Below are 18,847 nucleotides of genomic sequence, written 5' to 3' on the forward strand. Positions count from 1 at the left end.
ATCCTAGAAAATCTCTGGGACAAACGTTTGAGTAGACATGGGCGGACGGTGATACTCTAATTCCGACTGTCGGGGGGGTAACTCAATTGGGTCTGGTGTTAAATCCTTATAAGGAATCAGACTTAACAGGTGAGAAATGCAATTGAGACGGGCGCGTTTTTTCTCATCGGCTTCCACCACATACCAAGGTGATTGCTTAATATCCGTCGCCGCAAACATTTCATCCTTGGCTTTAGAATACTCCACCCAGCGAGCGCGAGACTCTAAATCCATTGGACTAAGTTTCCAGCGCTTGGTGGGATCTTCCATGCGTTGACGAAAACGGCGTTCTTGCTCGTCGTCACTCACGGAAAACCAATACTTGATCAGAATAATGCCCGATCGCTGAATCATGCCTTCAAATTCTGGACATGATCGCAGAAACTCCTGATACTCCTCATCCGTGCAAAACCCCATCACTCGTTCCACACCCGCTCGATTGTACCAACTGCGGTCAAACAGGATCATCTCCCCGGCGGCTGGCAGATATGGCACATAGCGTTGAAAATACCATTGAGTTTTCTCTCGCTCCGTGGGTGTACCCAGCGCCACAACTTTACACACACGGGGATTCAAGCATTCTGTAATCCGCTTGATCACGCCACCTTTTCCGGCTGCATCCCGCCCTTCAAAAACGACGACGACTTTTAATCCCTTTTGTTTAATCCATTCCTGTAATTTGACTAACTCAACCTGTAGCCGACGCAATTCCCGTTTGTAAACTTTCTTCTTCAATTTCTTGGATTTGCCTTTGTCAGTTTTCACTTTTTCTTTGACCAGGGAATTTGTTTGATCTGTCACTTTGCCGTTAGTTAACTTGTTGGACATTATTTAAGATAGCTCTAGCTACTCTAGCTAAGCAAATAAAAAACCGCTATCCAATTTTTTTTTGTATCAAAAATTACTCCCCAGCCTGAAAAACCTGTTGAACCGTCAAATTCAGATCAGGGAATGTGGGGGAAACAACGCGGTCATCTCCCCTAAACTGAGTCACCTGGTATTCACCGTCAATGACTTGATAAACACTAAATGTCGGTCGTTTGGGGTTGCCAATATGGTGTTCTGACTTCTCTGGATACCAAGCAATAAATTCATCGAATGTTACAGGTTTAGGTAAGGCTTGAATCATGGTCTGTGGGGAGAAAGGTTTCTCAAGGATGATTTCCCCACTTGAGGAAACCATCCTCGTTATCTTAACTGGAATGGTACTGACGCATAAGCTGGCGTGGCACAGCCCACCCTACGGGATATCAAGGGTTTCGGCAATCCCCTTAACACGCTTTTCAGTGCCATTCATCTTAACTGGGCTTTGGCTAACGTCCGGCTTGGCTAACACAGAAAATCTAGCGAGTATGACGTGAGCCTCCGATAAGGTAACATTGTATCAATTCCTGCAAATGTATCGATTTGTTAACAAACACCTGACGAACTACAACTGTCTATGCAAACCATCGTTGCTCCTCGCCTTCATCCCTCTCACCGAAATCCCGGACATCCCCTAAAACTGGGGATGAAACCGAATTTCGACAAGACTTCGGCGTGAGCGCTCAGTCGAACGCTCAATTGCCGCGAAGCGTCTAGCCAAGCGAATTTATTCGCGAGTCTATTTCATCCTGACAACATTCAACCAATAATGTAGTACAATACCAGCAAACATTGCAGGAGGTCGAGCAAGTGTTTACTTTAGTTTACGAGTTTAAGTTAAAACCGACTAACGCACAGATAGCCACCTTTGAGGAATGGTTAGAACAATGCAGGAAGGTCTATAACTATGCCCTTTGTGAGCGTAAACATTGGGTTAATAGTCGTAAATGTCCGGTGAACGCTTGCTCGATTAAAAGTGAATACATTATCCCAGCGAATCAACCTGCACCAACGTATAACAGTCAGTGTGAGAATCTCACCCAAGCGAAAAAGAATATCCCTGCACTCAAGCAGGTACACTCACAAGTGCTACAAAAAACCCTCAAGCGGTTACAACTAGCATTTGAGGGGATGTGGAGGAATGGGAGAGGCTTCCCACGGTACAGGAAAGCTGGACGGATGCGCTCGTTTGTGTTTCCGTCAATGGGGAAAGAACCCATTCAAGGGAATCAGGTCAAATTACCTAAAATCGGGTTAGTTAAATTCAAGAAATCCCGCCCGATACCTGAAGATGCAGCCATCAAGCAGGCACGAATTGTGAAACGGGCATCCGGTTGGTATGTACAACTCACCCTGCAATGGAAAGTAGATGTTCCCTTCGACAAGCTCCCTTCGACTTCGCTCAGGGCATCGCCTGAAATTAGTCCGACTGGTACATCATTAGGAATAGATGTAGGCTTAATGCACTTTGCCGCCGTGTCTAATGGGCAAACGTTTCCCAATCCCAGACCGTTTAAACGTCTAGAAAGCAAGCTGAAATCGCTGCAAAAGAAGGTGTCTAATAAACGGTTCGGGTCAAACAATCGCGCTAAGGCACAAGCCAAAGTAAGCCGACTACATGAACGGATAGCAAACACCCGCAAAAACTACCACTGGGAGCTAGCCCATAACCTTTGTGATTGGGCGGACATGATATTTGCCGAACAGTTAAATCTGAAGGGATTAGCGCGTGGGATGCTCTCCAAAAGCTGTTTAGATGCAGGCTGGGGTCAGTTTCTAGACATCCTTTCCCAATGTTGTTTCAAGCGTGGGGTGTACTTCCAGAAAGTACCAGCAGCAGGAACGAGTCAGACCTGTCCCAAATGCTTAAAAGAGACAGGCAGGAAGAAACTATCCCAACGGGTACACAAATGCCAGTATTGTGGGTATGAATGCGACCGGGATGTAGCAGCCGCTCAAGTCGTAGAATTAAGAGGATTAAAAGCCGTGGGACACACGGTAGTTAAGCTTTCTGAGGGTAAAGGTTCCATCCTGGAAGATGTAAAACTCTGCCTCCCTGTGACGGAAGAATCCCCGCGTCTTTAGACCGGGGAGTGTCAACTGGATATTTTTGATGTCTGGATGAATCGAGGAACACCTTGGTGGACAAAGCAACTGTCTCCCGATGGACTTCATCCTAATGTGATGGGTTACCGAGCGTTGTTAGAAGATGTTCTAGATTGGGAACCATTCCATCAACTTTGAAAAATTTTGTCTTATGTCTTATGTTATTGGTCGTACTCTATTTTATCCCGGTCAGCTAGGTTAAAGAACAAGAAATAGGACATGAAATTGCATAATTTATAATTCATAATTCCTATATTCAATGAATCATTAGTCTTTTATCCATCATCTCTCAGCAAAAGACGCCATGATAAACAGACTTAAGCTGCGAATTCATCAAATCTTAGAGCGGACGGATATTAGAGATACTGCTAGCCAAATAGTTGACCTATTTATTTGGACATTAATTGCCCTAAACTTGATGGCTTTTACCTTGGAAACAGTTGATCCAATTGGGTATCAGTATAAACGATACTTTATTATTTTTGAGGATTTTTCAATTGCCGTATTTAGTGTTGAATATATCTTAAGACTTTGGATATGTACAGTAAATCTGGACTATAAGCATTCGATCAGGGGACGGTTAAGATTCATGTTCACCCCTTTAATGCTCATCGATTTAATAGCGATTTTGCCGTTTTATCTGCCGCTCCTATTCCCCGATTTGCGATTTTTAAGGTCTTTACGATTATTCCGATTTTTTAGAATTTTAAAATTGAGCCGTTATTCGGCTTCATTAAGAACATTAGGGCGAGTTATTCATTCAAAAAAAGAAGAATTAATTATAACCTTTTTTGTTTTGTTCATTTTACTATTTTGCGCCTCTAGTCTAATTTATTTTGCCGAGCATGAAGCGCAGGCGGAAGCGTTCCCGAATATCCCCATGTCCATGTGGTGGGGTGTGATTACCTTAACCACCGTGGGCTACGGTGATGTATATCCAGTCACGCTGATCGGGAAATTAGTGGGCGCGATGTTAGCGGTGCTGGGAATTGGGCTATTTGCTTTACCTGCTGGTATATTGGCGTCTGGATTCTCGGAAGAACTTCAAGTGAGACACCCGCTCAAACGTAAGCGAACCTCAAAATTTTGTCCTCATTGTGGAAAACCAATTCATTGATCCCCAATCTGAATGTCTAATACCAAAACAGAATGGCAAGGCAGTTTAGCGTTAGTTTATGCCAATGATCAGGGCAAAACTCGCTTAGTGCGCGATCGCATAACTTCTCCTCTGAAGGTGCAGCGCCCGTTTTACCCCGAAGGACAAAGGGTTTGTCATACGGTAGTTTTACATACAGCCGGGGGTATTGTCGGCGGCGATCGCTTGTCTCAAACCATCGACCTACAAGCAGATGCCCAAGCCTTGATTACCACGGCGGCGGCGAGTAAAATCTATCGCAGCAATGGGCAAAGAGCCAAACAACAGATTCATATCCACGTTGAAGCGGGGGCTTGTTTGGAATGGTTACCGCAGCAAACAATTGTATTTAATGGTGCCATTTATCAGCAGCAGATGACGGTAGAATTAGCTCCGGGTGCCAGTTGGTTAGCCTGGGAGATTACCCGATTTGGGCGTACTGCTAGGAAGGAACGGTTCTTACAAGGAGATTGGCGATCGCATACCGAAATCTGGCAGCAAGGACACCCATTGTGGATTGATCGTCAGTGGTTACCGGGAGGAGAAGCGGTACTCGATAGTCCCCATGGATTAGCCGGACAGCCAATTGTCGGAACCCTGATCTGGATGGGACAACCTGTATCATCGGAGATAATAGACAATGCCAGAAGCCTGTGGACAGCCGATCAGCGCCAAGGAGAAGCGGGAGTTACCCAAACTCAGGCACAAGGATTATTATGCCGTTATCGCGGTTCATCAACCACAGAAGTGCGAAACTGGTTTACCCAAGTTTGGCAATGTCTGCGCCTTACTTATTTGGGACGGAATGTTTCCCAACCACGAGTTTGGCTAGTTTAGCCAAAACGCTGAAAGCTATACCCTGTCTTAAACTTACTTTTCACGGCATCTGACTGAATGAAGATGGGGAAGGTGAGGAAGGTGGGGAAGGTGGGGAAGATAATATTTTGAAGTTTTATGATTAATTTAACTAACCGTGAATTAATTCGATATTTACTTTTAATTATTTTAGGAGTATTTTTTTTCAAAGTCATTGTTTATTTTGAAGCCGTTGTAGTTATTTTTGCATTAGCCGCAGTATTAGCCTTTCTGCTCACCTATCCAGTGAGATGGTTGCAGCATTTTGTCCCACATGCTGTTGCCGTTGTTGTGGTATTTTTAATTCTCATTATTATAGTTTTTATTTTTACGGTTACAATAGGGTTTGCACTTTTATCTCAAGGTCAACAATTAATTAATGAATTACCGGGGATTATTGATCAAGTTGTATTTATAGGAGAAAAAATTGAGAGGTTTCTGGATAGATGGAATCTCCAAATTGACCTCGAAGCCATTGGAGCATTTTTACGCAATCAAATCCTTGCAGGAATTACCATTATTTTAGCAATATTATCCGAATTATTAACCCAGTTCGCCAATCTCATATTGATTGCTGTTGTCGCATTTTTTATGTTGCTAGATAGAGGAAGGCTTTGGTCTTTCATTCTTCAACGATTTCCCCCTCCCCTCCAAAATAAGCTAAGCCTTGCTATTCAACGCAACTTTTTAGGATTTTTTTGGGGACGACTTCTACTATCAGCTTTTTTTGGCATTTCTGCCTTTGTTATTTTTGTACTGTTTAGAATTCCCTATGCCTTAGTTTTAGCCGCGATCGCGGGAGTGTTTGATCTGATTCCGGCAATTGGCGCAACCTTAGGGATTACCATTGTCGCCTTAATTGTGTTACCTCAAGGAATCTTGCTAAGTATCACTGTTTTAGCAATTTGTGTGACTTTACAACAAGTCGAAGAGAATTTACTGATGCCTCGAATTATGCAAGGCTCACTTGATATGAATCCAGTTGTCATGTTCTTTGCTTTATTAGTAGGTGCGAGAGTTGCCGGACTTCTGGGAGTTTTTCTGGCAATTCCTCTGGCTGGAGTTATGATCAGTTTGTTTGAAATCAATGAAATGAAGGGAAAAGATTAGTGCAGCTTGGCTTCAAATACCTATCAGTTAAAAATAGGTGAAAAAGAAGATACTATAAACAAGTGTAGCCATCTGCCCGGAAGCTTCCTGGCTTATGCCCTGGAGCCTTCTGCGTTATGCCTTTTGCTATAGCACCAAGATCAAGATCAAGGTAGATAAGTCATTATGCAACTCTCACCCCAGGAAAAAGATAAATTACTGGTGTTCACCGCCGCCCTATTAGCGGAACGACGCAAAGCACGCGGACTCAAACTGAATTATCCCGAAGCCGTCGCGTATATTTCGGCGGCTATTTTAGAAGGGGCGAGAGAGGGACGCACGGTGGCGGAGTTAATGAGTGATGGAACTACTCTCCTGACACGGGATGATGTCATGGAAGGCATACCAGAGATGGTGCAGGAAGTCCAGGTTGAAGCCACGTTTCCGGATGGGACAAAACTGGTCACGGTTCATAATCCCATCCGCTCGTAGGGGTTTGGTCACCAAACCCCGACAAATGATTGGGTCACCAAACCCCGACAAATCATCCAACCCCCTAAAAATCATCCAACATCCATTCCGACGCCCGTTCCCCCATCTCAATTGGAATGCTCACGGCTTTACCCAACCGGGGACGCTCACGAGTTTGCTGGATGTATTCTTGCACTTGGGAAACCGCACCCCAACCATTAAGATAATGGGCAATGGCGTCCAGACGCTCTAGATACTCGGCTTCAGACAGGGGAAACGACTTCTGCTCTAGGTACTTCCACATCACCTGAACAAAAATTTTTCCCTGAGTCCGCCGAAGCTGGATGTCATAAGAGCGTCCCCACTTGCTGAGCAGGATTTGGTGCAACTCTTGTGCTGTCATAGATCCCTTACCTGGCTGATTGTTTACATTTTTTTACGAAGATAAAGTTTCTTTACTTTATGAGAAGGGTACAAAGAATGTAATAATACTCATAGCTTAAGCCGTAAATCCTTACTTACATAAGGATTGTGGCAACCCTGCTCGCGGTTGAATCCCTCTTCATAAAAGGAGCGGGGTAAAGAAAATGCTGGGAATCATCCCAGAGTTGTTAAAAAAAATATACCCTTAGGCGTTCAGTTATGGCTCAAGTGTCTGGCTCCCCAGATGTCCCCGATATGGGGCGTCGTCAATTTATGAACCTCTTGACGTTTGGTACGATTACGGGTACTTTCGTCGGTGCCCTCTATCCAATCGTCAAGTACTTTATTCCCCCATCAAGTGGTAGTGCTGGCGGTGGTGTCACCGCTAAGGATGCTTTGGGCAATGATATCCAGGTTAGCGAATTTTTAAGCAGCCATAACCCAGGCGATCGCACCTTGGCTCAAGGACTCAAAGGTGATCCCACTTATGTAGTCGTGACCGAAGACAAAGCGATCGCGGACTACGGGATCAACGCGATCTGCACTCACCTGGGATGTGTGGTTCCCTGGAATGCCAGTGAGAACAAATTCGTCTGCCCTTGTCATGGTTCTCAGTACAATAGTCAGGGCAAAGTGGTACGCGGACCGGCTCCATTGTCTTTAGCCTTGGTTCACGCCGATGTCACCGAAGACGATAACCTGACATTTTCCCAGTGGACGGAAACCGATTTCCGCACGGATAACGATCCTTGGTGGACTTAATTGTTTTCGTCATTTGTCCTTCGTTAGGGGCAAATGACACAGCCCATTTTTGAATTGTGAATTTTTTCCTTAAGCGATGAGAACACCTTCTTTATCGGTGATGTACAAAAGCAGTAAGCGGATTATTACCCAAGCCCTCTTGCTGACTTTGGCAACAGCGGCATTTTTCTTCATTAGTGATATTTCCCTTCCCCAGTCGGCGGCGGCTTATCCGTTCTGGGCGCAGCAAACCGCCCCGGAAACTCCCCGTGAAGCCACCGGACGGATTGTTTGTGCTAACTGTCACCTCGCAGCGAAACCCACGGAAGTGGAACTTCCCCAATCGGTTAAACCAGATACCGTCTTTGAAGCCGTGGTAAAAATCCCCTATGACCTTGACACTCAACAGGTCTTAGGAGACGGTTCCCAAGGCGGTCTCAATGTCGGCGCTGTGGTCATGTTACCAGAGGGCTTTAAAATTGCTCCCGAAGACCGCATTCCTGAAGAATTACAGGAAGAAGTTGGCGGACTTTACTTCCAGCCCTATAGCGCAGACCAAGACAATGTAGTGATTATTGGTCCCCTACCGGGTGAACAGTATCAAGAAATTGTGTTCCCGGTTCTTTCTCCGAATCCAAAAACGGAAAAAGATGTCCATTTTGGCAAATACTCGGTTCACGTTGGCGCTAACCGAGGTCGTGGTCAGGTTTATCCGGCTGGGAATAAAAGTAACAACACGGTCTACAATTCCGCAAAAGCCGGTTTAATTTCTCAAATTACCAAGTTAGAAGAAGGCGGCTACGACGTTACCATTCAAACCTCTGAGGGTGACACAGTTGTAAATACCATTCCTGCAGGACCCGAATTAGTGGTTTCCGAAGGGCAAGAAGTCGCCGCAGGTGACGCTTTAACCACTGATCCTAATGTCGGTGGATTTGGTCAAGTAGACGGCGAAATTGTCTTACAAGACCCGGCTCGGATTAAGTGGCTAATGGTCTTCATTGTTGCGATTATGTTTTCTCAACTCTTCCTTGTCTTGAAGAAAAAGCAGATTGAGAAAGTACAAGCGGCTGAAATGAATTTCTAAGTCCAGCGTTTATTCATTTGAGCCAACTCATTTCAAATAAATAAGGGACAGGTTAGTTAACCTGTCCCTTATCGATACTATCGGAGCTTTATGAGATTGCTTTCACCCAAGACAAGAGTCGCGAGTGATTACTACTCAGCCTCTTTTTCTTCACCTTCATTTTCATTTTCGTTTTTGGTATCACGATTACCAAAATAGCGCTTGTTTCTTGAGAAAGAAGAAGAAGAAGACTTCTTGCGAAACTGCCGAGCATAAGCTTGGTTGCGAGAGGCTTTCTCTTTTTTCAAATTGCGGCGTTTAGCCATTTTAGATGTCTCCATCAATACAACAAAACGCTTCTGTAGATTCACACATAAGCGCCACAGTCAACTCAAAACCTAGAAGCGGTTGTTTCGGCGACCACCACCGCTTTTTGGACGATCTTCACGAGGTCGCGCTTGATTGACCTTGAGTTCACGACCCATCCATTCAGCGCCGTTTAGCTCAGAAATTGCTGAGGCTTCTTCGTCTTCCGTCCCCATTTCCACGAAGCCAAACCCCCGCAGACGACCTGTTTCGCGATCAGTCGGCAGATGAACTCGCTTGACAGTACCGTACTCGGCAAAGACTTCGCTAAGGTCTTCAGAGGTAACGGAGTAGTCGAGATTGCCTACATAAATTGACATCGATTGATGTTCTCCCCAATCAAAAAGTGTGTCGAGAGCCAAGATTTCGGAGAACAGCCTGTCAATACTTTAGGGGAAAAACCTATGAATACTGAAAACAAACGTAGTCACCGCTTTGAGTCTCAATAGACATTGTAACGAATTCCTGCCCTGTTAGGGGATATTGCTGATCATTCCCCTGACAGACATGCAGCCTAAGCATTTTCAAGCCAAGTCTTGAGGTAGATGACAGGGGAAGGCATCGATCGCAGACAATAGATAGACCGATCAAGACCTGATCTATGCGCGTATCGGCAAAAACGATTCAAATCCTGCTGACGATCATCGCTACTATCAAGCGCGATCGCGGCGCTTAAAGCAACCAGTGCGATTACCATCCCCTTAACGTTTGCCTTTTTCATCGCGGTGTTAGTCCATCCCCTGCAACGTTGGCTCAACCGTCATGTCCCCCATTGGCTGAGTTTGGTCATTGTCATGCTGGTTCTGGCTGGCGTTGTCGGCTTAGCCATCGGCGCACTGCTACTGAGTGCGGAAATTGTGGAACCTAAAGCACCCCAATACCTTGACCGTTTGCAGCAGATGTTCCAGGATGCGATGAAGCTTTCACCCTTTGTGGCGCTATTGTCGATTGTATTCTGGGGTTGGGTGTGGGGTATTCCGGGCGCACTACTGGGTATTCCTATCGAAACGTGGGGGGAAAGGGGGAGCAGGGGGAGCAGGGGGAGCAGGGGGAGCAGGGGAAGCAGAGGGAGCAGGGGGAGCAGGGGGAGCAGGGGGAGCAGGGGAAGCAGGGGGAGCAGGGAGAGCAGGGGGAGCAGGGGGAGCAGAGGAAGCAGGGGAAGCAGGGGGAGCAGGGGGAGCAGGGGGAGCAGGGGGAGCAAGGGTACATTTTCGGTGATTCTCTCGCCATAGTTTTCAACACCGAGCGAAGTCGAGGTGTTGCCTATTGCCTATTCCCTGGCGCGTAGCGCTATATCTTTTTAGAAACACTCTGGTTTTAACCCAACATCTGATATTATTGACTTCCACAAGTGCGAAAATCCATGGCAATATGCACTTGTTTTCCCCGATACGGTTCAGCGGTAAGTATCACTGTGCCATCCTTGTCAACAACCCAACCTTGGGCTTCAATTAAAGGTTGAGAATCAGGTTGAGTACGCTGAGAATTAGTAGGAGTTGAGGATGGAGAAATTTGGCTCGATAACCGTCGCGTATCTTCCCAAATTGCCCGTCCAGAGAAGTATTGACTGGGAGAATGGGGAATTCCACCGCGTCCGGTGACCACAAAGCGATCGCCTGTATCTGCTGGACAGCCGGAAATGATTTGCCCAGACGGATCAGAGAAGGTTGAGGGCAGTTCAATTAACCCTCTTGAGGGGTCAATATTCGGCGTATTAATCACAATTCGACCATCAATTCCTAATTTTGAACTGGCAATAATATCACTGTTGGGGGTTAATTTTTCGCTCAGTTGTAACCCTAAAATAGTTTGAGTAGTAATCGTAATATTGCCGCCATTTCCTTCAAAAGCATTGGCGATAATGTCACTATTTTCTGAAAGCACTCCCACAATAAAATTAGCATCCACTATCAGATCTCCCCCATTGCCACCGCCACTGGATTCCGTTCCAGCACGGGTGGACAGTTGACTATTATTTCGCAAGATAAACGTCTCAGCTACCTTGAGGTTGATATTCCCTCCTTCCCCTGATAAACTCGTTGCTGTAATTGACCCTTGATCTAAGAAAATAGAGCGGACATCAATATTGATATCGCCAGCATTGCCTGTCCCTGTAGCACTCACTGATACCGCCGCGCGATCGCGAATATTTAATTCACTTGTGGGACTATTAATATTGATATCTCCCCCATCACCAGATGCAGCTTGAGTTGAGGAGGCAAATAAACCCGTACCTAGGAGAGTGCCTTGATTATTGGGGTCAGATAGTTCAATCGACTCCGACACATTCACGAATAAATCCCCCGCTTGCCCGGAATCGAAAGTAGTGGTTAAAACCTGCGCCCCTCCTCGTGCGACAAGTTGAGGAGAAGTGAGGGTAACATTGCCTGATTCCGCCTGATCAAAGGTTCCTGCACCTAACAGCGAATTGTCTAACTCGATCCGATTTGTGGCATCAATCTGAATATCTCCTCCCCTACCTTGACTCAGCGTCGTGGTAGCCATTAGTCCACCATCACGGGCGATAAAAGTTGGGGTTTCAATCAAGACATTTCCGGCTGATCCTTCTCCATCCGTAACGGTAACAATTCCCTGACTAAAATTATCTAGGGTGAGTGTATCGGTAAACGCCGGACGCACAAATTGCTCTTGCAACGCCTCAAATCCTGCTCCTGTGACTTCAACGGAGTCTGAAGCGCGAATCCGAATATTTCCACCATTTCCAAAACGCGATGTCGAGGCATTAATTCGACCGTTATTCAGTTGCAGATTCTCTAGATTCAGTCGAATATTTCCCCCTTCTCCGAAACCCTGGGTTGCTGATGTAATCTCACCCCCTTGTTGGACAAGCAAGTCTTTGCTCGTAATATCTATATCGCCAGCATTTCCTGATTCATTCGGTGAAAATAAATCCGTGGCAATGGAACTGGGAAAACTGCCATCCACCGACCTACCAATCACTTCAATGAACTCAGCATTTTTAATCGTCAATTGTCCCCCATTGCCGTCTGCTCCAGCGTTTCCCAGAACGCCAGCACCATTGCGAATGCTCAAGTTACGCACCTCTAAGGTTAAGTCTCCAGCATCGCCATCACGCCCCGTAGATGTGCTAATCAAAGCTCCATCTGTTAGAGTGACGTTCTCTGCCGTCAGGGTTAAATCCCCAGCATCTTTACCCAAGGTTCCTGTACCAATACCTCCCTCTCCTTGTAAAAAGATATCTGTCGCATTGACGGTTAAATCTCCCCCTTCACCCTGGTTGACAAAGGTAGTAATTCCGCCACTGTCGCGAATGGATAATCGCCCAGTATTAATTATTAAATTGCCAGAGTTCCCACGACCCGACGCTGATGTGGAGATTCCCGTATCTCCTTGTAAGGGAACTTGAGCCAATTCACTCGGCTTAATAGTAAACGGACCCGGTTGATTGCCAATAATTTCAATGGACTCCGTGGCGTTAATCGTGACATTTCCGGCATTACCACTATTGCTTAGATTGGTAGTAGAACCAACCCCCACGCCGAATGGAAATGTTGTCTCAGGGTCTTGGATAATGGTTAACCGACGGGTATTTAGGTTGATATCCCCCGCGTCAGCACTACTCATTTGAGCACTACCCGGAACAGGAGCAGCCTCCGTCCCAATATTACTATTCCGAATCACTATGTCATCAGCAGCATTAATCTGTACCATTCCTCCTTGAGCTTCATTGAAAGCAAAGGAAAAAATAGACGCATCTTCAACAAGGATAGATTGAGCGGTAATCGTAATTCCTTTGGACACGCCAGGACTTGTACTACTGTTGGTGATAGTATTTCCTCTAAACCAAAACAGTCCACCACTGTTAAGCGTGATTTGTCCGGCAAAATTGCCATCCGATGCGATGGTTTCCTCAAAGCTACGGTTAAGGTCAATGGTAAGATCCCCTGTGGCATTGAGTGAGATATCTCCAGCTTGATTCTGGGAATTGGCATTAATATTTCCCATCGTCGTTAGATCTCCAGCAGCATTGACAGAGATCCTTCCGGCTTGATTGATACCCCCACTGCTCAGAGACGCCGTAGTGGTAATTGCTCCATTTTCACTTTTGAGGGTAATGTTCCCACCGATTTCTCCCCTTGAAGCGATATTTTGGTTAATATTCAGATTCTCATGAGCCTCAACCGAGATATCTCCCCCTTGATTTAGACTATTGCTAACCAGAGCTGCTGTAGTGGTGATCCCTCCATTTTCACTGTTGAGGGTAATGTTCCCACCGATTTCTCCCATTGCGTTAATATTCCGGTTAACACTCAGATCCCCGATCGCATTGAGTGAGATATCTCCAGCTTGATTCTCGGAATTGGCAATAATATTTGCCATCGTGGTTAGATCTCCAGCAGCATCAAGAGAAATCGTTCCCGCTTGATTGATACCCTCGCTCACCAGAGACGCCGTCGTGGTGATCCCTCCATTTTCACTATTGAGGCTAATGTTTCCACCGACTTCTCCCCTAGAACTGATATTCCCATTAATATCAAGATTCCCGCTCGCATCAACAAAGATATCTCCGCCTTGATTTAGACTATCGCTGATCAGAAAAGCAGAAGTCGCGATCGCACCATTTTCACTACTCAGGGTAATAGTTCCACCTATACCTTCAGTAGAGGTTGAGGTGACATTTTCATTAACACTCAAATCACCGTTAGCCTCCAGTACAACATTACCGGCTTGATTAATCCCATCGCTGGTCACAAAATCCGTAGTCGCGATCGCCCCATTTTCACTCTTAACGGTAATATTACCACCATTGTTCGCCACCACAGTCCCAGTCAGATCTCGTCCAGTATTCAGAATCCCGGTGGTGACATTTCCCAGGGAAAAAAGGTTAATCTCGCCACTGCTACCGCTATTACTCACAGCATCAGCGCTGCTGATGATACCATTAGCGGTGTTAATTTGACTGGTATCGGCAAAGGTTCCAGAGGTAATCTCGATGCTTCCCCCATTCGTAACCAGAATAGAACCAGGATTCATTAAAAACTGGGCAACTCCAGCATCCCGTTGAGCCGCTATAGCATTTTCGTCATTAATTTTGGCAGTAAAGTTTCCACCATTCAGAGAAATTAGCTGATTAATAGTAATTGAACGTCCCGCCTGTAAATTCAGACTATTATCTGAGAAACTAAACATACTCTGGTTAACGGCAATATCATTATTTGCTTGTAACGTCACCGAGTTAGTAGCAAGAGCTGAAACAAGAGTATCACCGTTAATAATCGATACTTCTGTAGGATTCGTTTCAAAGGTTTGTCCATCGGCGGAGTCGATGCCATCATCTTGAATCCAAATAGTTTTGGGGTCAAGTAACAAAGTTCCCACGTTTCCCAAGGGCGCGGTTGTATCCACGCTTCCTGTAAAGTCTAAAGATCCGCCAGATACGTCTACAAAACCCCCATTAGATTGAGGATTACCACTCGCACCACGGGCGGTAATGGTTCCCTCAAATTGTGTGGTTCCATTTGCCCGAATAATGACGCTACCGCCATCCCCCTGATTTAGGGAATCAGCGTGAATTTGCACCCCTGAAGCAATAGTCACTTGTTCCCCGGTACCCATTGCTACACTACCGCCACCTGTGGACGCAGACACATCAATTTTGGCAGTTTCTAATAACTGAACCTCCTCCCCGAATACCTGAATCGTACCGCCAGGAGCCGTCAATGAACCTGTACTAATCACCCTATCCCCAGCTAGCGTCAAGGTTTCCCCTGCACCGACACTTAAATTCCCCTGATTCCGAATCTCGGCTTGCTGTTGGCGCAGGGCGTCTAAAAATAAAACACCTGGTTGAATTGCCAACAGTTGACTATCTTGGGGATTTTTCGCCCGAAACACACCATCGTTTCCCAACTTAATCCCATCAGCGGTACTCGCCACAAATGAACCCCCTACATCTAATTGGGCATCGACACCAAAAAGAATGCCATTGGGATTGAGTAAAAAAAGGTTGGCATTGCCATCAACACCTAAAGTGCCGAAGATATTTGATCGGTGATCACCTGTAACTCGCGTGAGGATATTCGCGATGCCCTCCGGATTGGCAAAGTAAACCTGTTGGTCGAAACTAACGTTAAACTCACTAAAACTATGGAACAAGTTACTCCCACGCTTTGCCCCACCTTCAATTAAGTCTCGCGCCTCTTGAGGAGTAACGATAGAGGCTTCTGTGCCTAAGGTATTATCGGGAATTAACTGAGCCTGAACCGCCGGATTGAAAAGGGTTAGCCAGACTAACGGGAAGGTCAGCGATCGCCCCTGTTTGAGAAACGTGATGATGCCCATCAATCCTAGCCCCCTGCTTCTGGCAAATCCCCAACTCTAATAATACTCCAAGAATCGAAAAGAACAAGGGCAATGGAGAAGGTAGAGGAATGGGGGACTCATCTTAGGGACTTGCTGAATTAAGCGGGAAGCTATACTATACAAGGAGGAAAGCCATTTTTACTCAATAATTACTTTCATTTTTACACCCCTACAAAAGGGATAATTTTGTCAGGAATAGGTGATGACAACAGCTACGTTCAAACTAGCCGAACATCGGGTCATTCTGTCAAATATCAGTTGGCAAACGTTTGAGCGGTTACTTGCAGACTTAGGGAAAAACCGCTGCGCTCGTTTGGCTTACAATGACGGAGTATTAGAAATTATGACGCCCTTAGGATCTCATGAAAATAATAACCGCTTTATTGAAAGCTTAATTGGCGCGATCGCGGATGAATTAAATCTCAACCTCAAACGGTTTGGTTCTCTCACTCTGAAGCGAGAAAAACGACAAAAAGGGGGAGAACCTGACTCCTGTTACTACATCCAAAATGAACCCAAGGTTAGACATAAACAAGAGATTGATTTGGCGAATGACCCGCCACCCGATCTAGTCTTAGAGATTGATATTACCAGTGGTTCTATGGATAAACTACCAATTTATGCCGCGATTGGTGTACCAGAACTGTGGCGTTATGATGGACGTAAATTCGATGTATTTGTTTTATCTCCAGAATCAACGAGTTATCAATCTGTGGAGAAAAGTCCGACGTTTCCATGGCTATCTTTAGCCGCAATTCCTCGGTTTATTCGGCAAAGTTTAGCGGATGGAGAAACCGCAACATTACGGGCGTTTCGGACTTGGGTGAGAGAACAGCAGTCGGATTAGAGATAAAATGCGCTCACATTCATTAAGGGGATCTTGCTTAGAAGACTGTACCTCATCAACCTGAAATCTGCTGTATTTATTTTATCAATGTGTAAGTCCTACAACCGTTAGAAATACTCCGCAGAGAACTGAAGGAAACAGTTTTGTGCTTCTTTGATTAAATTATAGTAGCTTGAGTTGGATTTAAAATTGATATCATATTTCTCTCTTAAATAACGTTTAACCTTCTCTAAACCCTGATTCTCGTCTTGATTTAACCAATTTATTACATCTTGTTTCTGCTGTTTGCTCAAATAACCACTAGAGCCTTTGTAAGATAATTTCAGACCTTCTAATCCAGATTCGTTAAACCGCTTATTCCATTTACTGATAAACCCATTCGATACATTGATGCATGTGGAGATTGAGTTATAATTCCATCCTTGAAGAGTTAATTTAACCACTATAGCCCTTTTTGACTCTCTTGAATCCGAATTGTTTTTAATCCACTCATCTAACGCTTGAATTTTTGTTTCTATAGGTTTATTGTCCATATCGATATAGGATTTGATGCAATTACTACGGCTTTAACTTGACTGAATCAAGAATAACAGTTTAATTGGCATCTAAAAATACAGAAAAATTCCTAAAAATTGACTAATTTTTGATTAGCTTTACTTTTTATGCATTATCGGTCAGTTTTGTCAATATATAAAAAGTGACAACTTTCTCTAAAAGTTCGTCATTTTTGGTTCTCCTCTCCAGACGCACCCTGTCAGAACACCTCTGGAACTCCTCTGCTGTTACTCGCTGGCTGAGTCTTGACACTTGATCATGCGATCGCGAAAATAGGATCGATACAAATCACAACTTAGCCTCACCTGGTTGCCCTGAAGAGTGACCAGTCCCATACTGTGTAGCTTAAACCCTTGTACCTGTTCCACCTCAATCGGTTCAGTGGTGCTGAGAACTTGGTTAAACGCCGCCGCTAGTTCAAGATTGTGTTGCAGTGTCCATAAATGTCGATGCAGATGGTTGGCATAAATTCCCGTCTCCGTTGCGGCTGTTTGCAGGATCTCCTCAAACGTAAAATTCTGTCTAGCTAAGTGATATAACGTCAGCCGTACCAGATAAGGATGACCCCCCACAAGTTGCATAAGCTGAGTAATTTTATCGGCTTCTAACCTCAAGCCATGACGCCCACTCAAGTCTTGCACCTGTTCCTGACTCAGAAGTTCTAAATCAACGCCTAGCCCGACATTAAACGGAGACTGATTGATATCTAAAGGAACATAGACCTCAGTTGATTGGATGAGTATCAAGCGTAACCGTTGCCAAATCGGGTCAACTTTAGCTTGCTCATGCCAAGACCGCAACAAAGTGAGCAATTCTTGGGCAATGTTCACCTGTTGAAAAATCAGGCTCAATTCTTCTAAAACCAAGACAATCGGATCATCAATTTCGGCTAAAATATATTCTCGAATATAGAGAGCGCAACTCATCTTACTGCCCAAATCTTCATCCCAATAGTCATTCAGCCTCGACTTTAATTTTAATTGGCGAGTCAAGCTGGCACATAACCAGCGCAACGTCTTATTTAAGTCGCTAATCACGGTTTCTTCGACTTGCTGAAAATCCAAGACGACCGTTTTATAATTATTGGCGATACCCCGACTGAGTAAGCGATTAACCAACGAAGTTTTGCCAATTTGTCTCGGTCCTTTAATTCGGATCAACGTGCCAGGTTTAAGCAATTCCCGATAACATTGGGCTTCGTAGGGAACTCGCTCGATATAAAAGGGAGATTTTAAGGGAACACAGCCATCAGGTAATTCCAGGTCAACGGATGGCAAAATGATCTGATCCGATGGGGAAATAAGCGGGTTGGGTAAGTAATCCAGGTCATCTGAACGATCAGAACGACCTGTTTCTATCGATGATAGAGTGTGATTAATAACAGTTTTAAATTTAGGTTCATTTTCAGCCAGCAGTTGCCGTTCTAGGGCAGAGCGAACAGTAGCCTTTGTTACTTTTTCTCCTAGTCCTTGGGACAGCAGTTTCCATAACTGAGGCGCAACCGATTGCTTAATATAACTTTCCGAATACCCCAACTCTTGAGCCATTTGGTCATAATTTTTCTTCGTCTCTTGGCATGATTCCCGTAGAATGAACCGTTGCAGATCATTCAGATGCTGCCCAGTCTTGGTATAGACTAAGGTGTCGGCTAATTCTACGATGTCTGCACTTGCGCTCATATCTGCGATCGCTAATGAGTATCATGCGCTAATTCTAATCCTTTATCGGACTCAGGTAAACGTTATAGCTGTTGCCTACTCGCTGCCCTTGAGAAGTTGCGCGGGGTTGAGGGCGCGATGACCGCCGTCGCGAGTGAAGTGTTTCTGGCGAGATTCCAGTACGACTGGCTCAAAGCCCCGACAGTGGAGGATTTCTGGGTCGCCACAGGTGGGACATGCACTGAGGCTTCCACTTCCCGTTGGAATTTCATCTGGAGTTTATAACA

19 protein-coding genes and 1 pseudogene are annotated in these 18,847 nt (G+C 45.2%); 10 read left to right on the forward strand and 10 right to left on the reverse strand.

Features of this window, described 5'->3' with window-relative positions; translation table 11 throughout:
- Window positions 1-3: 3 nt before the first annotated feature.
- Both ppk2 and RIB93_RS06640 read right to left on the reverse strand, forming a co-directional pair.
- Window positions 4-867 (reverse strand): polyphosphate kinase 2, encoded by an 864-nt coding sequence (ppk2, locus tag RIB93_RS06635; RefSeq protein ID WP_446371466.1) that lies wholly within the window; start codon window positions 865-867, stop codon window positions 4-6.
- Between the two features lie 73 nt (window positions 868-940).
- Window positions 941-1,093, reverse strand: a pseudogene (locus RIB93_RS06640) (Uma2 family endonuclease); the annotation flags it as partial.
- Between the two features lie 620 nt (window positions 1,094-1,713).
- Between RIB93_RS06640 and RIB93_RS06645 the strand changes: the two are divergent.
- The 6 genes from RIB93_RS06645 to ureA all read left to right on the forward strand — a co-directional run bounded on the left by RIB93_RS06645 (window position 1,714) and on the right by ureA (window position 6,580).
- Window positions 1,714-2,988: an RNA-guided endonuclease InsQ/TnpB family protein gene (locus RIB93_RS06645; RefSeq protein ID WP_446371468.1), complete on the forward strand. Its 1,275-nt coding sequence runs from the start codon at window positions 1,714-1,716 to the stop codon at window positions 2,986-2,988.
- Window positions 2,989-3,024: 36 nt separating this feature from the next.
- Window positions 3,025-3,147 carry a hypothetical protein gene (locus tag RIB93_RS06650; RefSeq protein WP_446371470.1) on the forward strand — a complete coding sequence of 41 codons (123 nt, stop codon included), beginning with the start codon at window positions 3,025-3,027 and terminating at the stop codon, window positions 3,145-3,147.
- A 166-nt stretch (window positions 3,148-3,313) separates the two neighbouring features.
- The gene (locus RIB93_RS06655; RefSeq protein WP_446371472.1) at window positions 3,314-4,126 is read left to right on the forward strand and encodes an ion transporter; all 813 of its coding nucleotides are present in this window, start codon (window positions 3,314-3,316) and stop codon (window positions 4,124-4,126) included.
- 12 nt (window positions 4,127-4,138) lie between these two features.
- Window positions 4,139-4,981 (forward strand): urease accessory protein UreD, encoded by an 843-nt coding sequence (locus RIB93_RS06660; protein WP_446371474.1) that lies wholly within the window; start codon window positions 4,139-4,141, stop codon window positions 4,979-4,981.
- A 117-nt stretch (window positions 4,982-5,098) separates the two neighbouring features.
- Entirely contained in the window at window positions 5,099-6,109 is a 1,011-nt protein-coding gene (locus RIB93_RS06665) for an AI-2E family transporter (protein ID WP_446371476.1), read from the forward strand.
- Between the two features lie 165 nt (window positions 6,110-6,274).
- Window positions 6,275-6,580, forward strand: a complete 306-nt coding sequence (gene ureA, locus RIB93_RS06670) for an urease subunit gamma (RefSeq protein ID WP_446371478.1) — start codon at window positions 6,275-6,277, stop codon at window positions 6,578-6,580.
- A 64-nt stretch (window positions 6,581-6,644) separates the two neighbouring features.
- On the opposite strand, the gene RIB93_RS06675 is transcribed toward ureA, so the two are convergent.
- On the reverse strand, window positions 6,645-6,962 hold the full coding sequence (locus RIB93_RS06675) for a DUF3067 family protein (protein ID WP_446371480.1): 318 nt from the start codon (window positions 6,960-6,962) through the stop codon (window positions 6,645-6,647).
- Window positions 6,963-7,201: 239 nt separating this feature from the next.
- On the opposite strand from RIB93_RS06675, the gene petC reads away from it, so the two are divergent.
- Window positions 7,202-7,744, forward strand: a complete 543-nt coding sequence (gene petC / locus RIB93_RS06680; RefSeq protein ID WP_446371482.1) for a cytochrome b6-f complex iron-sulfur subunit — start codon at window positions 7,202-7,204, stop codon at window positions 7,742-7,744.
- 76 nt (window positions 7,745-7,820) lie between these two features.
- Window positions 7,821-8,810 carry a cytochrome f gene (petA, locus tag RIB93_RS06685; RefSeq protein ID WP_446371484.1) on the forward strand — a complete coding sequence of 330 codons (990 nt, stop codon included), beginning with the start codon at window positions 7,821-7,823 and terminating at the stop codon, window positions 8,808-8,810.
- A 131-nt stretch (window positions 8,811-8,941) separates the two neighbouring features.
- Here the strand turns inward: petA and RIB93_RS06690 are convergent, their stop codons facing one another.
- The 3 genes from RIB93_RS06690 to RIB93_RS06700 all read right to left on the reverse strand — a co-directional run bounded on the left by RIB93_RS06690 (window position 8,942) and on the right by RIB93_RS06700 (window position 9,876).
- Complete coding sequence (locus RIB93_RS06690) at window positions 8,942-9,115, reverse strand: hypothetical protein (RefSeq protein WP_006104830.1); 174 nt, start codon at window positions 9,113-9,115, stop codon at window positions 8,942-8,944.
- Between the two features lie 72 nt (window positions 9,116-9,187).
- Complete coding sequence (locus RIB93_RS06695; protein WP_006104844.1) at window positions 9,188-9,475, reverse strand: RNA recognition motif domain-containing protein; 288 nt, start codon at window positions 9,473-9,475, stop codon at window positions 9,188-9,190.
- Between the two features lie 194 nt (window positions 9,476-9,669).
- A complete protein-coding gene (locus RIB93_RS06700; RefSeq protein ID WP_446371486.1) occupies window positions 9,670-9,876 on the reverse strand; it encodes a hypothetical protein in 207 nt (68 codons plus the stop codon).
- 227 nt (window positions 9,877-10,103) lie between these two features.
- Here RIB93_RS06700 and RIB93_RS06705 point away from each other — a divergent pair, with 227 nt between their 5' ends.
- Complete coding sequence (locus RIB93_RS06705; protein ID WP_446371488.1) at window positions 10,104-10,373, forward strand: hypothetical protein; 270 nt, start codon at window positions 10,104-10,106, stop codon at window positions 10,371-10,373.
- A gap of 117 nt (window positions 10,374-10,490) precedes the next feature.
- Here RIB93_RS06705 and RIB93_RS06710 read toward each other — a convergent pair whose 3' ends face one another.
- Window positions 10,491-15,479, reverse strand: a complete 4,989-nt coding sequence (locus RIB93_RS06710) for a beta strand repeat-containing protein (protein ID WP_446371490.1) — start codon at window positions 15,477-15,479, stop codon at window positions 10,491-10,493.
- Between the two features lie 223 nt (window positions 15,480-15,702).
- On the opposite strand from RIB93_RS06710, the gene RIB93_RS06715 reads away from it, so the two are divergent.
- Window positions 15,703-16,347, forward strand: coding sequence for a Uma2 family endonuclease (locus tag RIB93_RS06715; RefSeq protein WP_446371492.1), 645 nt, complete (start codon window positions 15,703-15,705; stop codon window positions 16,345-16,347).
- Window positions 16,348-16,454: 107 nt separating this feature from the next.
- Here the strand turns inward: RIB93_RS06715 and RIB93_RS06720 are convergent, their stop codons facing one another.
- The 3 genes from RIB93_RS06720 to RIB93_RS06730 form a co-directional block, all read right to left on the reverse strand.
- The gene (locus tag RIB93_RS06720) at window positions 16,455-16,880 is read right to left on the reverse strand and encodes a helix-turn-helix domain-containing protein (protein WP_446371494.1); all 426 of its coding nucleotides are present in this window, start codon (window positions 16,878-16,880) and stop codon (window positions 16,455-16,457) included.
- A gap of 249 nt (window positions 16,881-17,129) precedes the next feature.
- Complete coding sequence (locus RIB93_RS06725; RefSeq protein WP_446371496.1) at window positions 17,130-18,581, reverse strand: AAA-like domain-containing protein; 1,452 nt, start codon at window positions 18,579-18,581, stop codon at window positions 17,130-17,132.
- A gap of 62 nt (window positions 18,582-18,643) precedes the next feature.
- Window positions 18,644-18,832 carry a hypothetical protein gene (locus tag RIB93_RS06730; RefSeq protein WP_446371498.1) on the reverse strand — a complete coding sequence of 63 codons (189 nt, stop codon included), beginning with the start codon at window positions 18,830-18,832 and terminating at the stop codon, window positions 18,644-18,646.
- Window positions 18,833-18,847 lie beyond the last annotated feature (15 nt).

It is taken from the genome of Coleofasciculus sp. D1-CHI-01 (assembly GCF_040218875.1).
Taxonomy (GTDB): domain Bacteria; phylum Cyanobacteriota; class Cyanobacteriia; order Cyanobacteriales; family Coleofasciculaceae; genus Coleofasciculus.

Coding starts and splice junctions, on each gene's coding strand:
- RIB93_RS06695 (WP_006104844.1), bottom strand. CDS start 9,475: ATGTCAATTTATGTAGGCAATCTCGACTACTCCGTTACCTCTGAAGAC.
- RIB93_RS06725 (WP_446371496.1), bottom strand. CDS start 18,581: ATGAGCGCAAGTGCAGACATCGTAGAATTAGCCGACACCTTAGTCTAT.
- petC (WP_446371482.1), top strand. CDS start 7,202: ATGGCTCAAGTGTCTGGCTCCCCAGATGTCCCCGATATGGGGCGTCGT.
- RIB93_RS06675 (WP_446371480.1), bottom strand. CDS start 6,962: ATGACAGCACAAGAGTTGCACCAAATCCTGCTCAGCAAGTGGGGACGC.
- RIB93_RS06650 (WP_446371470.1), top strand. CDS start 3,025: ATGAATCGAGGAACACCTTGGTGGACAAAGCAACTGTCTCCCGATGGA.
- RIB93_RS06665 (WP_446371476.1), top strand. CDS start 5,099: ATGATTAATTTAACTAACCGTGAATTAATTCGATATTTACTTTTAATT.
- RIB93_RS06720 (WP_446371494.1), bottom strand. CDS start 16,880: ATGGACAATAAACCTATAGAAACAAAAATTCAAGCGTTAGATGAGTGG.
- RIB93_RS06660 (WP_446371474.1), top strand. CDS start 4,139: ATGTCTAATACCAAAACAGAATGGCAAGGCAGTTTAGCGTTAGTTTAT.
- RIB93_RS06710 (WP_446371490.1), bottom strand. CDS start 15,479: ATGGGCATCATCACGTTTCTCAAACAGGGGCGATCGCTGACCTTCCCG.
- RIB93_RS06715 (WP_446371492.1), top strand. CDS start 15,703: ATGACAACAGCTACGTTCAAACTAGCCGAACATCGGGTCATTCTGTCA.
- petA (WP_446371484.1), top strand. CDS start 7,821: ATGAGAACACCTTCTTTATCGGTGATGTACAAAAGCAGTAAGCGGATT.
- RIB93_RS06655 (WP_446371472.1), top strand. CDS start 3,314: ATGATAAACAGACTTAAGCTGCGAATTCATCAAATCTTAGAGCGGACG.
- RIB93_RS06730 (WP_446371498.1), bottom strand. CDS start 18,832: ATGAAATTCCAACGGGAAGTGGAAGCCTCAGTGCATGTCCCACCTGTG.
- RIB93_RS06700 (WP_446371486.1), bottom strand. CDS start 9,876: ATGAAAAAGGCAAACGTTAAGGGGATGGTAATCGCACTGGTTGCTTTA.
- ureA (WP_446371478.1), top strand. CDS start 6,275: ATGCAACTCTCACCCCAGGAAAAAGATAAATTACTGGTGTTCACCGCC.
- RIB93_RS06690 (WP_006104830.1), bottom strand. CDS start 9,115: ATGGCTAAACGCCGCAATTTGAAAAAAGAGAAAGCCTCTCGCAACCAA.
- ppk2 (WP_446371466.1), bottom strand. CDS start 867: ATGTCCAACAAGTTAACTAACGGCAAAGTGACAGATCAAACAAATTCC.